The sequence below is a fragment of the Halomonas sp. ALS9 genome, from assembly GCF_001651035.1.
Lineage (GTDB): Bacteria > Pseudomonadota > Gammaproteobacteria > Pseudomonadales > Halomonadaceae > Vreelandella.
The window spans coordinates 338653-354977 of sequence record NZ_LXRG01000054.1 but is presented as its reverse complement, the minus strand read 5'-3'; the positions used below and the strand labels follow the sequence as shown (position 1 = coordinate 354977).

General features: G+C 51.9%; 16 protein-coding genes and 1 tRNA gene. 6 read left to right on the top strand and 11 right to left on the bottom strand.

The window, feature by feature from the left end; all coding sequences use genetic code 11:
* From A6R74_RS23200 to A6R74_RS03225, 3 genes are all read right to left on the bottom strand, one after another.
* Complete coding sequence (locus tag A6R74_RS23200) at window positions 1-129, bottom strand: hypothetical protein (RefSeq protein ID WP_276204768.1); 129 nt, start codon at window positions 127-129, stop codon at window positions 1-3.
* The gene (locus tag A6R74_RS03230; protein ID WP_064233019.1) at window positions 126-1334 is read right to left on the bottom strand and encodes an MFS transporter; all 1209 of its coding nucleotides are present in this window, start codon (window positions 1332-1334) and stop codon (window positions 126-128) included. The genes A6R74_RS23200 and A6R74_RS03230 overlap by 4 nt, the downstream gene beginning before the upstream one ends.
* Before the next feature lie 61 nt (window positions 1335-1395).
* Window positions 1396-2787, bottom strand: coding sequence for a GntP family permease (locus tag A6R74_RS03225; RefSeq protein WP_064233018.1), 1392 nt, complete (start codon window positions 2785-2787; stop codon window positions 1396-1398).
* A 206-nt stretch (window positions 2788-2993) separates the two neighbouring features.
* Between A6R74_RS03225 and A6R74_RS03220 the strand changes: the two genes are divergently transcribed.
* Complete coding sequence (locus tag A6R74_RS03220; protein WP_064233017.1) at window positions 2994-4343, top strand: Na+/H+ antiporter family protein; 1350 nt, start codon at window positions 2994-2996, stop codon at window positions 4341-4343.
* Window positions 4344-4449: 106 nt separating this feature from the next.
* On the opposite strand, the gene A6R74_RS03215 is transcribed toward A6R74_RS03220, so the two are convergent.
* The 4 genes from A6R74_RS03215 to A6R74_RS03200 form a co-directional block, all read right to left on the bottom strand.
* Window positions 4450-5184 carry an RNA methyltransferase gene (locus A6R74_RS03215; RefSeq protein WP_064233016.1) on the bottom strand — a complete coding sequence of 245 codons (735 nt, stop codon included), beginning with the start codon at window positions 5182-5184 and terminating at the stop codon, window positions 4450-4452.
* Between the two features lie 191 nt (window positions 5185-5375).
* A complete protein-coding gene (gene groL / locus A6R74_RS03210; RefSeq protein ID WP_064233015.1) occupies window positions 5376-7019 on the bottom strand; it encodes a chaperonin GroEL in 1644 nt (547 codons plus the stop codon).
* Between the two features lie 84 nt (window positions 7020-7103).
* The gene (locus A6R74_RS03205) at window positions 7104-7397 is read right to left on the bottom strand and encodes a co-chaperone GroES (protein WP_027959273.1); all 294 of its coding nucleotides are present in this window, start codon (window positions 7395-7397) and stop codon (window positions 7104-7106) included.
* A gap of 235 nt (window positions 7398-7632) precedes the next feature.
* A complete protein-coding gene (locus A6R74_RS03200) occupies window positions 7633-8118 on the bottom strand; it encodes an FxsA family protein (protein WP_064233014.1) in 486 nt (161 codons plus the stop codon).
* Between the two features lie 190 nt (window positions 8119-8308).
* Between A6R74_RS03200 and A6R74_RS03195 the strand changes: the two genes are divergently transcribed.
* Complete coding sequence (locus tag A6R74_RS03195; protein WP_064233013.1) at window positions 8309-9070, top strand: SDR family oxidoreductase; 762 nt, start codon at window positions 8309-8311, stop codon at window positions 9068-9070.
* 80 nt (window positions 9071-9150) lie between these two features.
* On the opposite strand, the gene A6R74_RS03190 is transcribed toward A6R74_RS03195, so the two are convergent.
* From A6R74_RS03190 to A6R74_RS03180, 3 genes are all read right to left on the bottom strand, one after another.
* Window positions 9151-10137 carry a hypothetical protein gene (locus tag A6R74_RS03190; RefSeq protein WP_064233012.1) on the bottom strand — a complete coding sequence of 329 codons (987 nt, stop codon included), beginning with the start codon at window positions 10135-10137 and terminating at the stop codon, window positions 9151-9153.
* A gap of 51 nt (window positions 10138-10188) precedes the next feature.
* Window positions 10189-10818, bottom strand: coding sequence for a hypothetical protein (locus A6R74_RS03185; protein ID WP_064233011.1), 630 nt, complete (start codon window positions 10816-10818; stop codon window positions 10189-10191).
* Window positions 10819-11154: 336 nt separating this feature from the next.
* Window positions 11155-11239, bottom strand: a tRNA-Leu gene (locus A6R74_RS03180).
* 83 nt (window positions 11240-11322) lie between these two features.
* On the opposite strand from A6R74_RS03180, the gene A6R74_RS03175 reads away from it, so the two are divergent.
* Window positions 11323-12027: a ComF family protein gene (locus tag A6R74_RS03175; RefSeq protein ID WP_064233010.1), complete on the top strand. Its 705-nt coding sequence runs from the start codon at window positions 11323-11325 to the stop codon at window positions 12025-12027.
* A 54-nt stretch (window positions 12028-12081) separates the two neighbouring features.
* The gene (locus A6R74_RS03170) at window positions 12082-13056 is read left to right on the top strand and encodes a serine/threonine protein kinase (RefSeq protein WP_064233009.1); all 975 of its coding nucleotides are present in this window, start codon (window positions 12082-12084) and stop codon (window positions 13054-13056) included.
* A 36-nt stretch (window positions 13057-13092) separates the two neighbouring features.
* On the opposite strand, the gene A6R74_RS03165 is transcribed toward A6R74_RS03170, so the two are convergent.
* On the bottom strand, window positions 13093-13659 hold the full coding sequence (locus tag A6R74_RS03165) for a hypothetical protein (RefSeq protein WP_064233008.1): 567 nt from the start codon (window positions 13657-13659) through the stop codon (window positions 13093-13095).
* 411 nt (window positions 13660-14070) lie between these two features.
* Between A6R74_RS03165 and folE the strand changes: the two genes are divergently transcribed.
* Together folE and A6R74_RS03155 are read left to right on the top strand one after the other, a co-directional pair.
* Window positions 14071-14622 carry a GTP cyclohydrolase I FolE gene (folE, locus tag A6R74_RS03160; protein ID WP_064233007.1) on the top strand — a complete coding sequence of 184 codons (552 nt, stop codon included), beginning with the start codon at window positions 14071-14073 and terminating at the stop codon, window positions 14620-14622.
* Window positions 14623-14742: 120 nt separating this feature from the next.
* Window positions 14743-16200: an NAD-dependent succinate-semialdehyde dehydrogenase gene (locus tag A6R74_RS03155; RefSeq protein WP_064233006.1), complete on the top strand. Its 1458-nt coding sequence runs from the start codon at window positions 14743-14745 to the stop codon at window positions 16198-16200.
* Window positions 16201-16325: the final 125 nt, after the last annotated feature.

Sequence of the window (16325 nt, the reverse complement as noted above, 5' to 3'; positions counted from 1 at the left end):
CTAACACAGCCGACTGCCCAATAGCAGCAGCGACGGGTCTAAACTGTGCCAACCCCACCAAGCTAATGCCAAGCTGGCAAGCAGGGCGACTGCTAAGAGCAGAATAGACAACGTTTTGGCAGCATTCATGGCATTACCTTGGTTGGCGTTGCACGCTCAAGTGGTTTTTCACTTATAAACCAATGTAGCGCAGCTGCCACAACAGAGAGCACGATAGCCATTTGCCAGACCGTATTGTAGTTGCCAGTAAGGTCATAAAAATAGCCGCCCAGCCAGACGCCCATAAAAGAGCCAAGCTGGTGAAATAGAAATACGATGCCACCCAGCATGGAGAGGTGACGAACACCAAACACGGAAGCCACGATGCCGTTGGTTAGTGGCACGGTGGAGAGCCATAGCAACCCGATGACGATACCGAATAGGTAAGCGCTGATAGGGCTTAACGGCAAATAAACAAACGCGGTAATCACCACGCCACGAATCAAATAGAGCCAAGTGAGCAGCTTGGGTTTTGACCAGATGCCGCCCATCCAGCCCGCAGTATAAGTGCCAACAATATTAAACAGTCCCACTAACGCTAAAACCGTCGTGCCAACCTGCACCGCTAGGCCGTTATCGAATAAGTAGCCGGGTAGGTGCACGGCAATGAAAACCACCTGAAAGCCGCAGACAAAAAAGCCTAAACAGAGCAACCAGAACCCTTTTTGGCCTGCCGCTTCGTTGAGTGCATCTTTCAAGCTTAAATCGGAGGCCGTTTTGGCGGAGGGCTTATCGCGGAGCATAGCCCCCAGAGGAATGATGATGGTTGCGATAGCCGCCATCGCCATAAGCGCTGCCGCCCAGCCTAGCCACTCGAGCAGGCCAAGGGTGCCGGGCAGCATGGCGAACTGACCAAACGAGCCTGCCGCGCTGACAATACCCATAGCCATACTACGCTTTTCAGGCGCCACTGCGCGGCCCACTGCGCCTAAAATGACCGAGAATGTAGTGCCAGAGAGGCCAAGGCCAATCAATAGCCCGGCACTGACTGTCATGCCTAGCTCTGAAGTAGAGAGGCTCATAAACAGCAGTCCCAAGGCATACAGTGAACCGCCAGCAACAATAATTCTGGCTGCACCGAAGCGATCCGCCAGTGCCCCGGTAAAGGGTTGCGATAAGCCCCAAACCAGGTTTTGTAAGGCGAGTGCAAAGGCAAATACGCCACGTCCCCAGCCCAGCTCGCTGCTGAGTGGCTCCATAAAGAGCCCGAAGCCATGGCGTAAGCCCATGGCCGTCGAGATGACTAAGCTTCCTAATATAATCAACAGCAGTGAGTGGTTGCGAACGAATGCCATGGTGTTCTCTTTATTGGCAGGCTAACAGTTAGTTAGTCACTATCGCATGCGTTGTGAGCTTTTAGAAGCTACCAAAAAGTGTTCCTAGGATAATGACGCTAACCAGCGCGATGACGGGTAGAGCGATGGTCACCATGGCAACGTTGCCGTAGGACTGACGATGGTTTAGACCGCAAATAGCCAGCAGCGTGATAACGGCACCCGAATGGGGCAGCGTATCCATGCCGCCTGCAGCAAGCGTCGCCACCCGGTGCATTAGCTCAGGGCTAATGCCAGCTTGTTGCGCCATGGCTAAGTATTCGCTGCCCAAGGTTTCTAGCGCAATTGATAGCCCGCCGGAAGAGGAGCCGGTGATCCCCGCCAGCACGCTCATCGCCATGGCTTCTGAAATCAATGGGTTGCCAGGTGAAGCCGTAAGCACCGCATCGCGAATGATGGCAAAGCCTGCCAAACTTGCGATGACCGCGCCGTAACCTACCTCGGAAGCAGTGTTAAAAATTGGTAGTAGCGAACCCAAGCAACCTTTATTCACGCTCTCCTTAAGATCCAGCCAGTGCTTCCAGCGGGTAATGATTAGCCATGCAGAAGCGCTCAGCAGGGCAATTAAAATAGCCCAAAGCCCGCTCTGACCCGAAGGGGATACATTTTCAAACTCGTCGCTGATAAAGCTTAAATCAAGGGCAGGAAACACACCGTAGGTAAACAGCGCATTCAAACCAATTACCATAATGATGGGTATCAGTGCCAGCCACAGGGGGAGGCTGGTAGTTGCTTGTTCTTCATTGGCAACTGCTTCGCGCTCAGTATGCTGGCCGTATCCTTCCCCATTGGATGCCGCTTTTTTTACCCGTGACTGAAGATAGAAAGTTCCCAGCCCAAGCATAATCAGCCCGGCGATAATACCCAGGCCAGGCGCTGCAAAGCTGTTAGTTTCATAATAAGGAATGGGAATGGCATTCTGTATTGAAGGTGTCCCCGGCAGAGCTGTCATAGTGAAGGTGAAAGAGCCAAGCGCAATAGACGCTGGAATCAGCCGTTTGGGCACATTAGCGCTGCGAAACAGCTCGCGGCTGATCGGGTAAATGGCAAAGGCGACCACAAACAGCGATACGCCGCCATAGGTGAGCACCGCGCAGGCCATGACGACAGTGAGCACAACATGGTGAGTGCCCAGCTTTTTGACAATTCCGTTCGCAATCGATTGAGCGGCACCAGAATCGGCCATTAGCTGACCAAAGAGAGCCCCTAATAAAAACAGTGGAAAGAACTGAATAACATAGTTGCCCAGCGCGCCCATGAAGGTGTCGGTGTAGATCGGCAATAAAAACGCAGCATCGCCAGAGAGCAGCACCGCTAAACATGCCATGAGAGGCGCCAGCAGCAGCACTGAAATGCCTCGGTACGCGAGGAACATTAATAAAAGCAGTGAAATGACAATCGCAAGTATGCTCATGCGAGCTCCTAAGCAAACGGTAAAGTAGCCGACGCTGAAATTAAGCAGATGATCGATGGTAGGTAGTGTGGTGCAATGCAGCAATGGTGTCGCGACTAAAGTCGTAATGCGTGAAGCATTAACCGTGGCCTTAGGTTTACCTATTTAATCTGCTAAAATCCGCCCCCTTCGCCGTTAATGACCTCTCAATAGCTCTAGGAATTTTCATGAATGCAGTAATTCTTGCGGTGCTGGTGATGGTGGCACTGTCGCTTGCACGTGTCTCGGTGGTATTTGCTCTTGTGGTGGGTGCTTTAGTTGGTGGTCTAGTGGGCGGATTGTCATTAGAACAAACTCTGGATGCCTTTAATCAAGGCGTTGGTGGTGGGGCGCAAGTGGCGCTGGCGTATGCCACCTTGGGCGCCTTCGCGGTGGCGATCTCCCGCTCCGGGATGCCGGATATGCTGGCGAATCGTTTGATTACGCTGCTGGGGAAAGAAGAGGCCACCGCCGTGCAACAGGCGAGGGTCAAAATGTTGCTGCTCACGGCGGTATTGCTGGTAGCGATTTCTTCACAGAATGCAATCCCGGTGCATATCGCCTTTATTCCCGTGTTAATTCCGCCACTGTTAACCGTAATGAACCGCTTAAAGTTGGATCGCCGTGCGGTAGCGTGTGCACTCACCTTTGGTTTAACGGCGCCTTATATGCTGCTGCCAGTAGGGTTTGGGGCGATCTTTCTAAATGATATTCTCTTGGCCAACTTAAATACCGCCGGGGAGCCGTTAGGATTGGAAATTACCCGGGGTATGGTGCCTATGGCAATGGCGATACCCGTAGGCGGCATGGCGCTGGGGTTAATCGTTGCGCTGTTTTGGAGCTATCGCCGCCCGCGAGAATACCAGGCCCAAGATATGGCTAACGCCAACGTGACTGAAGGGCATACGCCTGCTCAGCCGCATATGCTGGGGTTGGTAATGTCAGGAATGGCCATCGTCGCGGCACTTGGTCTTCAACTTTATAGCGGTTCGATGATATTGGGTGGCTTGGTTGGGATTGGCCTGCTTTCAATGGGCGGGATCTTTAAATGGCGTGAAGCGGACGATCTGTTTACCAGTGGTATGCGGATGATGGCGCTGATCGGTTTTATCATGATTTCTGCTGCGGGTTTCGCGGAAGTCATGAAAACCACCGGTGAAATTGACGCTTTGGTGTCAGGGGCCTTTGCGCTATTTGGCGATAACCGTGGCTTAGCAGCGTTGGTAATGCTGCTGGTAGGGCTATTTATTACCCTGGGGATTGGCTCATCGTTCTCAACGATTCCGATTATTGCCGCCATCTTTGTGCCCTTGGCGGTACAGTTTGGCTTCTCGCCCATGGCCACTGTTGTATTGGTGGGCACGGCGGCGGCATTGGGCGATGCGGGTTCACCAGCGTCTGATTCAACCTTGGGGCCCACTTCAGGCCTTAACGTTGACCGTCAGCATGATCACATGTGGGATAGCGTCGTGCCGACATTTTTGCACTACAACATTCCGTTAGTGGGCTTTGGCTGGTTAGCGGCGATGATGCTCTAAAAGCGTTGTTGGTAAACAAGACACTGTTAAAACTAAAAAGGGACAACCACGGGTGTTGTCCCTTATAGTTTTAGTAAATTAGTTTTAGTGAATTAGCTTTAGTGAATTATTTTTGAGGAATATGACTTTCAAACGCGCTTAATAGCCCTCGCAGAAGCGAAAGCTCTTTGCGGCTGGGCTGAGCGCGGGCAAAGAGGGCTTGAAGCTGCTCTTCGGTGCGGGCGTGGGGCTGGGTTAAAAAGCCGCTTTCCTGCATCAAGCGGCCCAGATGCGCTTGAAAGTGTAAGAACTGTTCGCGGCTGGGCGGCGTTGCCTCCAGTGGGCGCTGATAAGTAAAGCCGCTCTCCTCACCTTTACGCCAGGCGCGGTGTACTTCGTAAGCCAGTATCTGTACCGCCTGGGATAAATTCAGAATGCCGTAATCAGGATTGGCAGGAATGCTGGCCTGGTGCGTGCAGCAGCGGATCTCATCATTTGTCAGTCCCGAGCGTTCGCGCCCAAATACCAGCGCGACCGGTGCAGTCACAGCGTTTTGAATAACGTCCGCCGCCATCTCATCGGGTTCGTCAAAATGCGGTAAGGGCAGGCTGCGTAAGCGGGCACTAGCCCCCACGACTTGAACGCAGTCGCTGACAGCCTCTTCCAACGACGTAACCACCCGTGCGTTTTCGAGCACATCGGTAGCTCCAGCAGCAAGCCGGGTAGCCTCTTCATCCGGGAACATGCGTGGATTAACCAATACCAGCTCGGTTAAGCCCATGGTTTTCATGGCGCGCGCGGCTGCGCCAATGTTGCCAGGGTGGAAGGTCTGTACGAGTACGATACGAATATGCTGCAGCATGCGCTGATTTCGCCCTATAGCCTTAATAAAAATCGCGCTGATAGTACCATGTAAGCGCTAAGCAGTGGGTGGGGCATAGTGCGTGGAGTCGTTAGTAGCGACCTATAAAAACGCAAGAACCCCACACAAGGCAGGGTTCTTGGTGACAGCTAAATGCTAACCGTCAATAGAGCAGAGGGCTCAGGGGTGCATTACATCATGCCGCCCATGCCACCCATTCCGCCCACGCCACCCATGTCTGGGCCAGCTTCTTTCTCTTCCGGGTCTTCTGCGATCATGCACTCGGTGGTGATCATCAGACCAGCAACAGAACCAGCAGACTGCAGCGCAGTGCGGGTTACTTTTGCCGGATCCAGAACGCCCATTTCGAACAGATCGCCGTACTCGCCGGTCTGTGCGTTGTAGCCGAAGTTGCCGGTTTCATCTTTCACACGGTTGATAACAACGGCGGGCTCTTCACCAGCGTTAGCAACGATTTGACGCAGCGGTGACTGCATAGCGCGTAGCGCCATGTTGATACCGTGGTTCTGGTCTTCGTTGTCGCCCGTCAGGCCTTGTACTTTCGCCATAACACGAACCAGTGCGGTACCGCCACCAGGTACGACGCCTTCTTCAACGGCTGCACGAGTAGAGTGCAGGGCGTCTTCAACGCGGGCTTTCTTCTCTTTCATTTCCACTTCGGTGGCAGCACCGACGCGGATAACGGCAACACCGCCTGCCAGTTTGGCAACGCGCTCTTGCAGCTTCTCTTTGTCGTAGTCAGAAGAGGTGTCTTCGATTTGCGCGCGGATCTGGTTAACGCGTGCTTCGATATCACCTTCTGCACCAGCACCGTCGATGATGGTGGTGTTCTCTTTCGACATAGTCATACGCTTAGCGGTACCCAGGTGGTCTAGGTTTGCCTGCTCAAGCGTTAGGCCGACTTCTTCAGAGATGACCGTGCCGTTGGTCAGGATAGCGATATCCTGCAGCATGGATTTACGACGGTCACCGAAACCAGGCGCTTTAGCAGCGGCTACTTTAACGATACCGCGCATGTTGTTAACAACCAGCGTTGCCAGTGCTTCGCCTTCGATGTCTTCAGCGATGATGGCCAGCGGCTTGCCTTGCTTAGCAACGGCTTCTAATACCGGCAGCAGTTCACGGATGTTGGAGATCTTTTTATCCACTAACAGGATATAAGGATCTTCCAGTTCAACCGTCATGGTGTCCTGGTTGGTAACGAAGTAAGGAGACAGGTAGCCGCGATCAAACTGCATACCTTCAACAACTTCCAGCTCGTCTTCAAAGCCACGGCCTTCATCAACGGTGATGACGCCTTCTTTGCCAACTTTTTCCATCGCTTCAGCGATGATTTCACCGATGCGCTTGTCACCGTTAGCAGAGATTGTACCTACCTGAGCAATCGACTTAGTGTCGGTGCACGGTACAGACATTGCTTTGATTTCTTTAACGGCAGCAGCCACGGCTTGGTCGATGCCGCGCTTAAGATCCATCGGGTTCATACCCGCTGTTACGCCTTTCAGGCCTTCTGCGATAATCGCCTGGGCAAGAACAGTAGCGGTGGTTGTGCCGTCACCTGCAGCATCAGAAGTCTGTGAAGCGACTTCTTTAACCATCTGGGCGCCCATGTTTTCGAACTTGTCTTTCAGTTCGACCTCTTTGGCGACAGAAACACCGTCTTTAGTCACGGTGGGGGAGCCGAAGGATTTTTCCAATACTACGTTACGGCCTTTCGGGCCGAGGGTAACTTTTACCGCGTTGGCGAGAACGTCAACACCGCGCGCCATGCGCTTACGGGCATCATCTGAAAACTTAACTTGTTTAGCTGACATATCTGCTACTTCCTAAATTGAATGCAAAAACGTGAAAGTAAATAGTCGAAGCGCTGGTTAAAGAAGTACCAGCGGCAACGATGCTTAGCCTTCAACAACGGCAAGAATATCGGCTTCGCTCATGATCAAGACTTCTTCGCCGTCGATTTTTTGCTTTTCGACGCCATAGCCATCTTTAAAGATCACGTTATCGCCAACCTTAACGTCTAGCGGGCGGACATCGCCATTTTCCAGAATGCGACCATTACCGACGGCGAGGATTTCGCCACGCGTCGGTTTTTCTGCTGCATTGCCCGGAAGCACGATGCCGCCTGCGGTTTTTTGCTCTTCTTCAACGCGACGGACGATGACACGATCGTGCAAAGGACGGATATTCATTCACGTTCTCCTGAGTATGGTTGAAGCCCTGACAAGGGCGGTTAGCTAAAAAGTGTTCTCGAGGGAGTAACCCGCGAGAAGCGAAGACCTCACAGTCTTCATTGTTAATGGCAGCTACCGTTTGGATTGCCACCGAATTTGTGTGCTGGATGAAAAATGGGGGCTACGGATGACCTTTCAAGGGGGGAGGGTAATAAAAAATTGCTTTTTCGCTGATTTTCTTTCGAAGGAAACCTTAACGACGGCGCGGGGGCTCATCTCTACTTATAAAATCCCCCTCAATTGGGCCATCCTGTTTTGACGATTGACCGTTTTGATATTCATCAGGCCGAGCTGATGAAGCACTTGGGCCTTGTTGTTGCCCGACAACTTTTTTAAGCCCCAGCCAGGTCAGGGCCTTGAGCATCAACTGGCGTGCGTTGGGAATTAAGCACGCCAAACCTAGCGCATCAGACAAAAAGCCTGGCGCCATTAATAAGGCACCGCCGAAAATAAGCGCAGCGCCGGTTAATAGCTCGCTGGAAGGGATTTCGCCAGCCTGCATGCGCTGGCGTGCTCGCGCAAAGGTGGAGACGCCCTGTTTGCGAATCAGGTGAAGCCCGACAAAACCGGTGCCAAGCACCAAAAGTAGCGTCGTGAGCAAGCCAATATGGCTACCAATAGAAAACAGAACCACAAAATCAAGTAGCGTAAACAGTGATATAAAAATAACAATAGGCATGGCTAACTCCCAAAAACGCCAGAAAGCGGCTCGATAACCGTCGTCATTACGTAATATGGTGGCATAAATATAAATAGCAAGCAGTACGCATTGTGCATTCCAGCGGGGGATGTAACTCGATTTATGCCAATAAATCTTCTATGCTGCAGTGCACAATGAAGCTGATTTCATCTGCTGTAAGGAGTCACAAATGGTACTTAACGATAAGGTAATTGCAGTCACGGGTGGGGCACGCGGGTTGGGCTACGCCATGGCGCTGCGTTTAGGCAAGCAGGGCGCACGTATGGCGCTCTTGGATATGAGCGCTGAAGCACTTGATCAAGCGGTATCTCAGCTTTCCGCTGAAGGTATCGATGCCCAGGCGTTTATTGTCAACATCGCCGAGGAGACCTCCGTGACTCAGACGTTTGCGGATATCGCGCAACGTATGGGCCCGATCAGCGGCTGTGTTAATAATGCAGGTATCACCCAGGATGCGCTGCTGGTAAAGGCCAAAGAGGGGAAAGTGGAAAAACGCATGTCCTTGGATGCTTGGCAAAACGTTATTAATGTCAATTTAACCGGTGTTTTCCTATGTGGCCGCGAGGCCGCTACCCAGATGATTGAAGCTGGGCATGAGGGCGTGATCGTCAATATCTCCAGTATTTCTCGGGCGGGCAATATGGGGCAAAGTAACTACGCTGCCTCCAAAGCGGGTGTGCATGCGCTGACGGTTACCTGGAGCCAGGAGTTAGCCCGCTATGGTATCCGTACCGGCACGGTAGCGCCGGGGTTTGTAGCAACCGAAATGACCGCTGCGATGCGCCCTGATATGTTGGAGCGTATTTCTTCAAGCGTACCGTTAAAGCGTTTGGGTGAGCCCGATAATATTGCCCAGAGTGTTGCCTTCATTATGGAGAACGACTACTTCACCGGACGCATCATTGAGTGCGATGGTGGGTTGCGGCTATAGGATTGTCGTTGGGGCCACGCGGTGTTTGCTGAATAAGTAGGCGGCCCAGTACGGCCGCCCACAAGGATGACTTTATTGACTTAAAAATAGTCGCGGCTAATTTTGCGCTGAAAGTACATCTCCAAGCGCAGTGTCATTGCCCAGCGAGGGTCGTAGCTAACGTCGCGCTGGAAATGTAGCTCTGGAATCACATCGGCGAATAGAATGCCTTTATGAATATCGCGGCGATAGCGTGTCTGCAGGTAGTAATTGGTCATTCGGGGATTGGAGGCGCTTTCACCGATGGCTATGGCTGAGTAGCGCAGTGCGCTGCGCCGGTTGATGCGGTGATTGATTTCGGCAACTTCACTGTACTCCAGTTTATCTTCTTCCTCTCGCCACTGGACGGTAGTGATAAAGCGCAAGTGACGACGTTCGCTCAGCGGGCGGCCGATATCCCAGCGTGTGCGAGCTGAGTAGCCGTCATTGTTGAACCATGAAACACGGTTATTCGACTCAAGTTGCCACGGCCCTTCGCCCAGTTGCCACAGACGCTCGCTGGTAAAGCGCACATAGGGGTCAAGGGGGAGGCGCAGGCGAACACCGGCACCCACCCGATTGCTCCAGCTTTCGCGTTTGTCGCGGCTTTCTAGCCAATCCAGGCCGAGCGTAGAGCTACGACGGTCACGCTGGTCATTGGCAAGGCGTCCGGAGCCTTGCTCTTCTAGAGTGCCTTGTGACTCTTCGGGATCACTCTCGATGACCAGTCGCAGACGATCCTCTGAGGTAGGTAAATCAATACGGTAACGAAGGGTGGTATCGCCACGAGTGCCGTCGCCCTCCATCCAATCAATTTCTTGGCCGAAACGAAGATAGGACTCGTTGTTGACCTGCATATGATCGTCAGTGCCAAAGAATCCATCAATGCGGCGCGATGTGTTGTCTACCCAGTTGCCTACGCTCTCACGAAACGGCTCAATGCGCTCTTCCGCCCACTCGGGTAAGTCACTATCTTCCTCTTCGGCATACACATTTATCGATACCGTAGTGAGTATGCCAAGCCAACAGAGGGTTACTAGTTTATGCATCGTCGATAGTCTCGTTATTGGGGAGCGTCGCCGCTTAGCGATAGTGAGGTTTCAGCGTGCTTTGTGGGTTTCAATCTCTTTCGCCCACTCCAGTACACGCTTACGTTGACCACGGCTATTGAGTCGATCGGTATCGACGCTAGCAGGAATCAATTGATGATTGGGTGGTGCGTGCAAGTCAAGGTTGAAGGTTCGTGCTGCCCCGGTCGGCATATCTTCGGACCCGTAAATGGCGATAACGCGAATTTCAAGTTGAATATTTTGCTCTTGCAGCAGGCTATCCTCAATTTCCCAATAGTCTCTGACCTGATTGACAATATCGCCAAAGGATTGAATGTTGAGGTAATCCCCAGAAGCTAGTGGGCCTTGATGGGTGCGATAGTCGGCTTCTTGCTGTTTGCCACCATGCTGCTGATACTCCACTACATCCAGGGAGAAGCTGCGCTTTAGGGTATGCAGTACCGCTACCAGATGCTGAACGTAGATCGCTTCACTGCTCATATTGCTGATTAAGCAGACAGAGTTCATGCCAATACCTCTGCCACGATTAATGATCACGCGAGGTCGGCGTTGCCGCACATAGCCGTTATAAAGCAGTTGGGCATAAAATACCCATACAAAGAGCGTGCAAATACTTGCTACCGCAGAGATTGCTTGAGCGTTATTGTTGAGCCATTCCATTATTTGAGATCCTTCTCATCTATATGGACGATCATCCCCGAATATAGCGTTGGGTGATAGCCATTGAGAGAAATTTTGTAGCATTATTTAATGTAGAGATTAGCGGAAAAGCACGAGCAAGTCAGTCAAATTGGCTGCTGCTAGAAATAATTGTAGGTAAATGCCAGACATGCAAATGCATGGCGTTAAGCCATTCAAGTTTTCGAAGGAAGATTATGAGTAATGCGAAAAATGCTGGTCAAAAAAGTTATTCATAAAGCGCTAAATTTAAGCTGTATGAAAACCATTTGAGAAAAGAGAGGGGTAAAGCTAAAGGCTTGAAAAATAACAAGTAATTGGTGCGGATGGGGAGACTCGAACTCCCACACCTTACGGCACTAGAACCTAAATCTAGCGTGTCTACCAATTCCACCACATCCGCTAAGACGAGGCGTATATTATCAACTTTGTGCTGGAAGTCAATCAATAATTTGATCTTTATGTATATAATCTTAAGGAGATAGCATGGCGTTGAAGCAGTGGCTACAGCGCGGAGGACACTGGATCAAGCAGGCCATGCCTGGCTATTGCGCATTTTGCCTGGCACCGGCATTAGCGGGGCGAGGGTGGTGCGCGACCTGTTTGGACGAGCTGCCATGGAACTTACATGCCTGTCGCCAATGTGGTGACCCTGTTTCCCATGGCGAGAGCTTGTGTGGATACTGCTTAATTGACCCGCCGGCATTTTCGACCACCCAGGCGGGGCTGCTGTATCAAGGAGCGATTAAACAGCTGGTGCATGATTTTAAATTTCATGCTTCGCCACGGGCAGGCATGCTACTGGCTGAATTGATGCTGCTGACCCCGCCGGATAAACTCGGCGATGCTTTTTTACCGGTGCCCATGACGCCTATGCACGCTCGTTTCCGGGGGTTTAATCAGTCGCACTGGTTAGCCGAACGGCTTAACCGGCAGCTCGGAACTCCAATGGTGTCTGCCAGACGGATAAAAAACGCTCCATCTCAGCGCACCTTGAACCGCCGCCAACGGGCTGCCAACCTGACGGGCGCTTTTGTATTTGAAGCACCGCCTCCGGCGCATTTGTTAATAATTGATGATGTGGTGACCACTGGCTCCACAGGCCATGCATTGGCGCGTGCAGCGCTGGATGCAGGCGCCAAGCGTGTCGATATTTGGGCGGCCGCGCGTACACCGTTAGGCAAGGATTGATAGAATAGCACTTTCGCTGATTCAAACGCCTTTTTGCCAACCCAGGAGTGACCGATGTCACACCCGTTTAGCTCTCTTTCGCCTGATTTAGTGATGTCTGCCGTAGAGTCGCTGGATATTTGGCCTGCAGGCGAGCCTTTTGCGTTAAATAGCTATGAAAACCGCGTGCTGATGTTTCGTGATGATGACGGCAAAAGCTGGATCGTTAAGTTTTATCGCCCTGACCGCTGGTCGGATAGTGTGATTCAGGAAGAGCACGATTTTCTGCAGGAACTGGTAGATCAGCAGGTGCCAGTAGTCGCGCCTTGGCGAAACGAGGCGGGGGCGTCGTTGCACTATTTCAAGGATTTTCGATTTACGCTGTTTCCTCACTGCTCCGGCCAGGCACCGGAGTTGGATAACCCTTCGCATCTGTTTGCGATGGGGGAGTTGCTGGGGCGGTTGCATGACGTATCGGCTAAAAAAACCTTTCAGCACCGCCCGCGATTAGAGATGGCCAGCGGTATTCTCGATGCTCAGCAGCGGGTGCTGGCCAGTCATTGGATGAATAGCCATCAGCGCCGGGCCTATGACCGGGTGATTGAAAAGGTGCATCAGCAGCTTATAAAACATGACGTGCCCACCGGTAGCCTTATTCGCTGCCATGGCGATTGTCACTTGGGTAATGTGCTGGGGCGTGACGAGCAGTTCACCCTGGTCGATTTTGACGACTGCACCATGGCCCCTGCCATGCAAGATATCTGGATGCTACTACCCACCGATGACCCGCAGGGATGGCGATCCCAGTTAAGTGAAATTATCGAAGGGTATGAAGAGACGCGTTCATTTCCTAATGAGCAAATGGCGCTTATTGAGCCGCTAAGAAGTTATCGGCTGATAAGGCATTCGGCGTGGCTGGTGTCACGTTGGGATGACCCGGCTTTTCCTCGAGCGTTTCCCTGGTTGGCGGATAGCGGCTATTGGGATCAGCATATCCGCCAATTAGAGCAGCAATGCCTTCAGCTAGAGAACCCGCGCTGGTTGGCATAGCCGCTTATGGTATAGCAACAGAATACAATCAATGCACTACTCAACTTCAGGGTCAGCGGCTTCACGCGGTATGGGGTTGGCGACGCCTTCCCCATTGGCTTGCTGGCGCTGCTGATTAAGCTCTTCAGAGGGGTTGTCCAGTTCTTCAATTTCAACGGGTTGATCCAGCGTAAGCAGGAACGTCTGGCCAGGAGCAAGCGTGCATGGGCTGCCTTCGCAAGCGATACCGTATTGGCCATCTTCGCCATAAGCGCTGGCACTAAATTCGCCTGTGAAAATATCGCTGTTAGCGTCGTGGGTTTCAATACAGGTCGCCTCTTGGGTGGTCACGCGAATGCGCTCGTCGACCAAGTGCGCATTGCCTACGATAACGCAGTATTCAGGTAAAGAGTGCGAGGCGCTGGCTGCTTGAGTGGGGTGTAACAAAATATCGCTGAGGCGCGCTTGGTTTGACTCAAACACAAGCTCTTCAACAACCTCGACGCCGACGGTTGCTTCATTGGGCAGCGATAGTGTGGCTTCGGAGGCTACAGCCAATAGCGGCGTAATAAAAAAGGGGGCCGCAAGGGCTGTTAACCAAAAAGGTGTTGGTTTAAATGACATGGCGAGCTCTCAATGTTGGCGTCTGCGATACAGGCAGTAAAATAAAACCGATTAATCATATCACAGGCCCCTCGGTTACAAAGTTAACGACGCGGCGCTCTGCCGCAGGTAAACGAGCCATAGGCAGCCCAGATGCGGTAAAATAAACGTTTTGCTTAATACTCGTTGTGTGGACTTCAGTAAAAGTATACCTTTTGTACAATGTGTGTAGAGGGAGACTGTTGTCTAGCATCGCTCCTACAACCATCTTGCTTTTCATGCGCCCAAGGGAATAGACCTTGATGACCGTTTGGACGCGATTGTGCATGGTTTTCAAGATAGTTGTTGAGATAGATTTTGAGATGGTTTTTGAGAAAGTTTTTGAAATGATTTTTAGAATGGTTTTTGAAACAGATTTTGATGAGGCTAAACATGTCCGATGATATCGCCGAGCACTACCGCCAGATAATCTCAGCACTTGGCGAAGACCCTAAACGCGAAGGGCTAAGAGATACGCCGAAACGTGCGGCCAAGGCCATGCAGTTTCTCAATGCGGGCTACACTCAGTCATTGGAGGAAATTATTAATGGTGCGGTGTTTGAATCGCAAACGGATGAGATGGTGTTGGTGAAAGACATTGAGCTCTACTCAATGTGTGAACATCATCTTTTGCCGTTTATCGGCAAATGCCATATCGCCTATTTGCCTAATGGCAAAGTGTTAGGGCTGTCTAAGTTTGCGCGAATTGTCGACATGTTTGCCCGTCGTATGCAGATTCAAGAGAACCTAACTCGCCAGATTGCCGAGGCAGTGCAGGACGTTACCCAGGCAAAGGGCGTTGCTGTGGTCATTGAAGCGCGACACCTCTGTATGATGATGCGAGGCGTGGAGAAGCAAAATTCCAGCATGACCTCGTCGGTAATGCTAGGTGGATTCCGCAAGAATCAAGCGACTCGGCAAGAGTTTTTAATGCTCATTAGCTAAATTTATCGATGGTCAGTGGTCGGTAAAGCACGCCGCAAATTTGGTTTAAAGGGGTGTTTCGTCTTAGCATGAAGATGTTAATGAGCCTACGAGGCCATCATTTTTGGTCAGGAGCCTGTCATGGAAGCGCTTAAAGAAACACAGCTGTATTGCCCCTTTGCCTATATTGACGGTAGTTGGGTTGCGGCAGATAGCGGCGAGCAAATTACGGTATTAAACCCGGCCACCGGTGAATCGATTGGCGAGATTCCTCGCCTAGGTAAAGCTGAGACCGAGCGGGCCATTGATGCCGCAGATGCTGCGCTACCGGCCTGGCGAGCGCTGACTGCCCAAGAACGCGCTGATTTGCTGTTAAAGTGGCACGACCTGATGCTGGAGCACCAGCAGGATCTGGCCATGTTGATGACCTATGAGCAGGGCAAGCCACTTAAGGAAGCCGCGGGTGAAATCGCTTACGCGGCCAGCTTTTTACGCTGGTTTGCCGAGGAAGCGCGACGCGTCTACGGCGAAACGATTCCTGCCGCTAAAGCCAATCAACGTATCGTTGTTACCAAACAGCCGGTGGGGGTAGTTGGCGCGATAACGCCGTGGAATTTTCCCGCTGCGATGATTACCCGCAAAGCCGGGGCAGCATTGGCCGCTGGCTGCACAATAGTGGTTAAGCCCGCTAGTCAGACTCCTTTCTCTGCGACGGCTTTAGCGCTGTTGGCTGAACGGGCAGGCATCCCGCGCGGTGTCTTTAACGTAGTACCCGGAAGCGCTAGCGATATTGCCCAGGCGATGACTCAGTCGCCTAAGGTGCGCAAGATCACCTTTACCGGTTCGACCGAAGTAGGTCGCAAACTGATGGCCCAAGCGGCGGAACATATCCAGAAAATCTCGCTAGAGCTAGGCGGCAATGCGCCCTTTATTGTGTTTGAGGATGCTGATTTAGACGCCGCCGTGGAAGGCGCCATGGCCGCTAAATTCCGCAATGCAGGGCAAACCTGTGTCTGTACTAACCGCTTCCTCGTTCAGTCGAGTGTGATTAACGCCTTTTGTGAAAAGCTTGCAGTCGCTATGAACAGCGAACTGCATGTGGGGGATGGCACCAAACCCAACATTAATATTGGCCCATTAATTGATGAAAACGCGGTTAAAAAAGTCAGCGAGCATGTACATGACGCTATTGATAATGGCGCTGAGCTACTGCTGGGCGGTCATCCGCATCCGCTAGGCGGCAATTTCTTCACGCCGACATTGATCAGTTTTGCGACTGACAAGATGAAAGTGGCCCACGAAGAGACCTTCGGGCCACTGGCCGCTGTATTTCCGTTTGACGATGAAGAGACTGCGATTGAGATGGCCAATGACACCCAGTATGGCTTGGCCTCCTATTTCTACTCCCGTGATCTTGCCCGCGTATGGCGCGTAGCCGAGGCGCTAGATTACGGTATGGTGGGCATTAATACTGGCGCCATTTCCAACGCTGCCGCGCCTTTTGGGGGTGTAAAAGCGTCGGGTCTAGGCCGCGAGGGTGGTCATCAGGGCTTGGAAGAGTATTTGGAAACCAAGTATCTATGTATTGATCTTGGTTAAGTCCCATAGCATTGCTTATTGAACATAGCATTGCTTATTCATAGCAGTGAAAAAAAGAACGTAAAAAGCCCCACCGGCAAAGTGCAGGTGGGGCTTTGGCGTTTTTGTGGGTATTAAAAAATGCG

Coding starts and splice junctions, on each gene's coding strand:
- A6R74_RS03175 (WP_064233010.1), top strand. CDS start 11,323: ATGGCGTTGAAGCAGTGGCTACAGCGCGGAGGACACTGGATCAAGCAG.
- A6R74_RS03190 (WP_064233012.1), bottom strand. CDS start 10,137: ATGCATAAACTAGTAACCCTCTGTTGGCTTGGCATACTCACTACGGTA.
- A6R74_RS03200 (WP_064233014.1), bottom strand. CDS start 8,118: ATGCCTATTGTTATTTTTATATCACTGTTTACGCTACTTGATTTTGTG.
- groL (WP_064233015.1), bottom strand. CDS start 7,019: ATGTCAGCTAAACAAGTTAAGTTTTCAGATGATGCCCGTAAGCGCATG.
- A6R74_RS03195 (WP_064233013.1), top strand. CDS start 8,309: ATGGTACTTAACGATAAGGTAATTGCAGTCACGGGTGGGGCACGCGGG.
- A6R74_RS03170 (WP_064233009.1), top strand. CDS start 12,082: ATGTCACACCCGTTTAGCTCTCTTTCGCCTGATTTAGTGATGTCTGCC.
- A6R74_RS03165 (WP_064233008.1), bottom strand. CDS start 13,659: ATGTCATTTAAACCAACACCTTTTTGGTTAACAGCCCTTGCGGCCCCC.
- A6R74_RS03185 (WP_064233011.1), bottom strand. CDS start 10,818: ATGGAATGGCTCAACAATAACGCTCAAGCAATCTCTGCGGTAGCAAGT.
- A6R74_RS03225 (WP_064233018.1), bottom strand. CDS start 2,787: ATGAGCATACTTGCGATTGTCATTTCACTGCTTTTATTAATGTTCCTC.
- A6R74_RS03220 (WP_064233017.1), top strand. CDS start 2,994: ATGAATGCAGTAATTCTTGCGGTGCTGGTGATGGTGGCACTGTCGCTT.
- A6R74_RS23200 (WP_276204768.1), bottom strand. CDS start 129: ATGAATGCTGCCAAAACGTTGTCTATTCTGCTCTTAGCAGTCGCCCTG.
- A6R74_RS03215 (WP_064233016.1), bottom strand. CDS start 5,184: ATGCTGCAGCATATTCGTATCGTACTCGTACAGACCTTCCACCCTGGC.
- A6R74_RS03155 (WP_064233006.1), top strand. CDS start 14,743: ATGGAAGCGCTTAAAGAAACACAGCTGTATTGCCCCTTTGCCTATATT.
- folE (WP_064233007.1), top strand. CDS start 14,071: ATGTCCGATGATATCGCCGAGCACTACCGCCAGATAATCTCAGCACTT.
- A6R74_RS03205 (WP_027959273.1), bottom strand. CDS start 7,397: ATGAATATCCGTCCTTTGCACGATCGTGTCATCGTCCGTCGCGTTGAA.
- A6R74_RS03230 (WP_064233019.1), bottom strand. CDS start 1,334: ATGGCATTCGTTCGCAACCACTCACTGCTGTTGATTATATTAGGAAGC.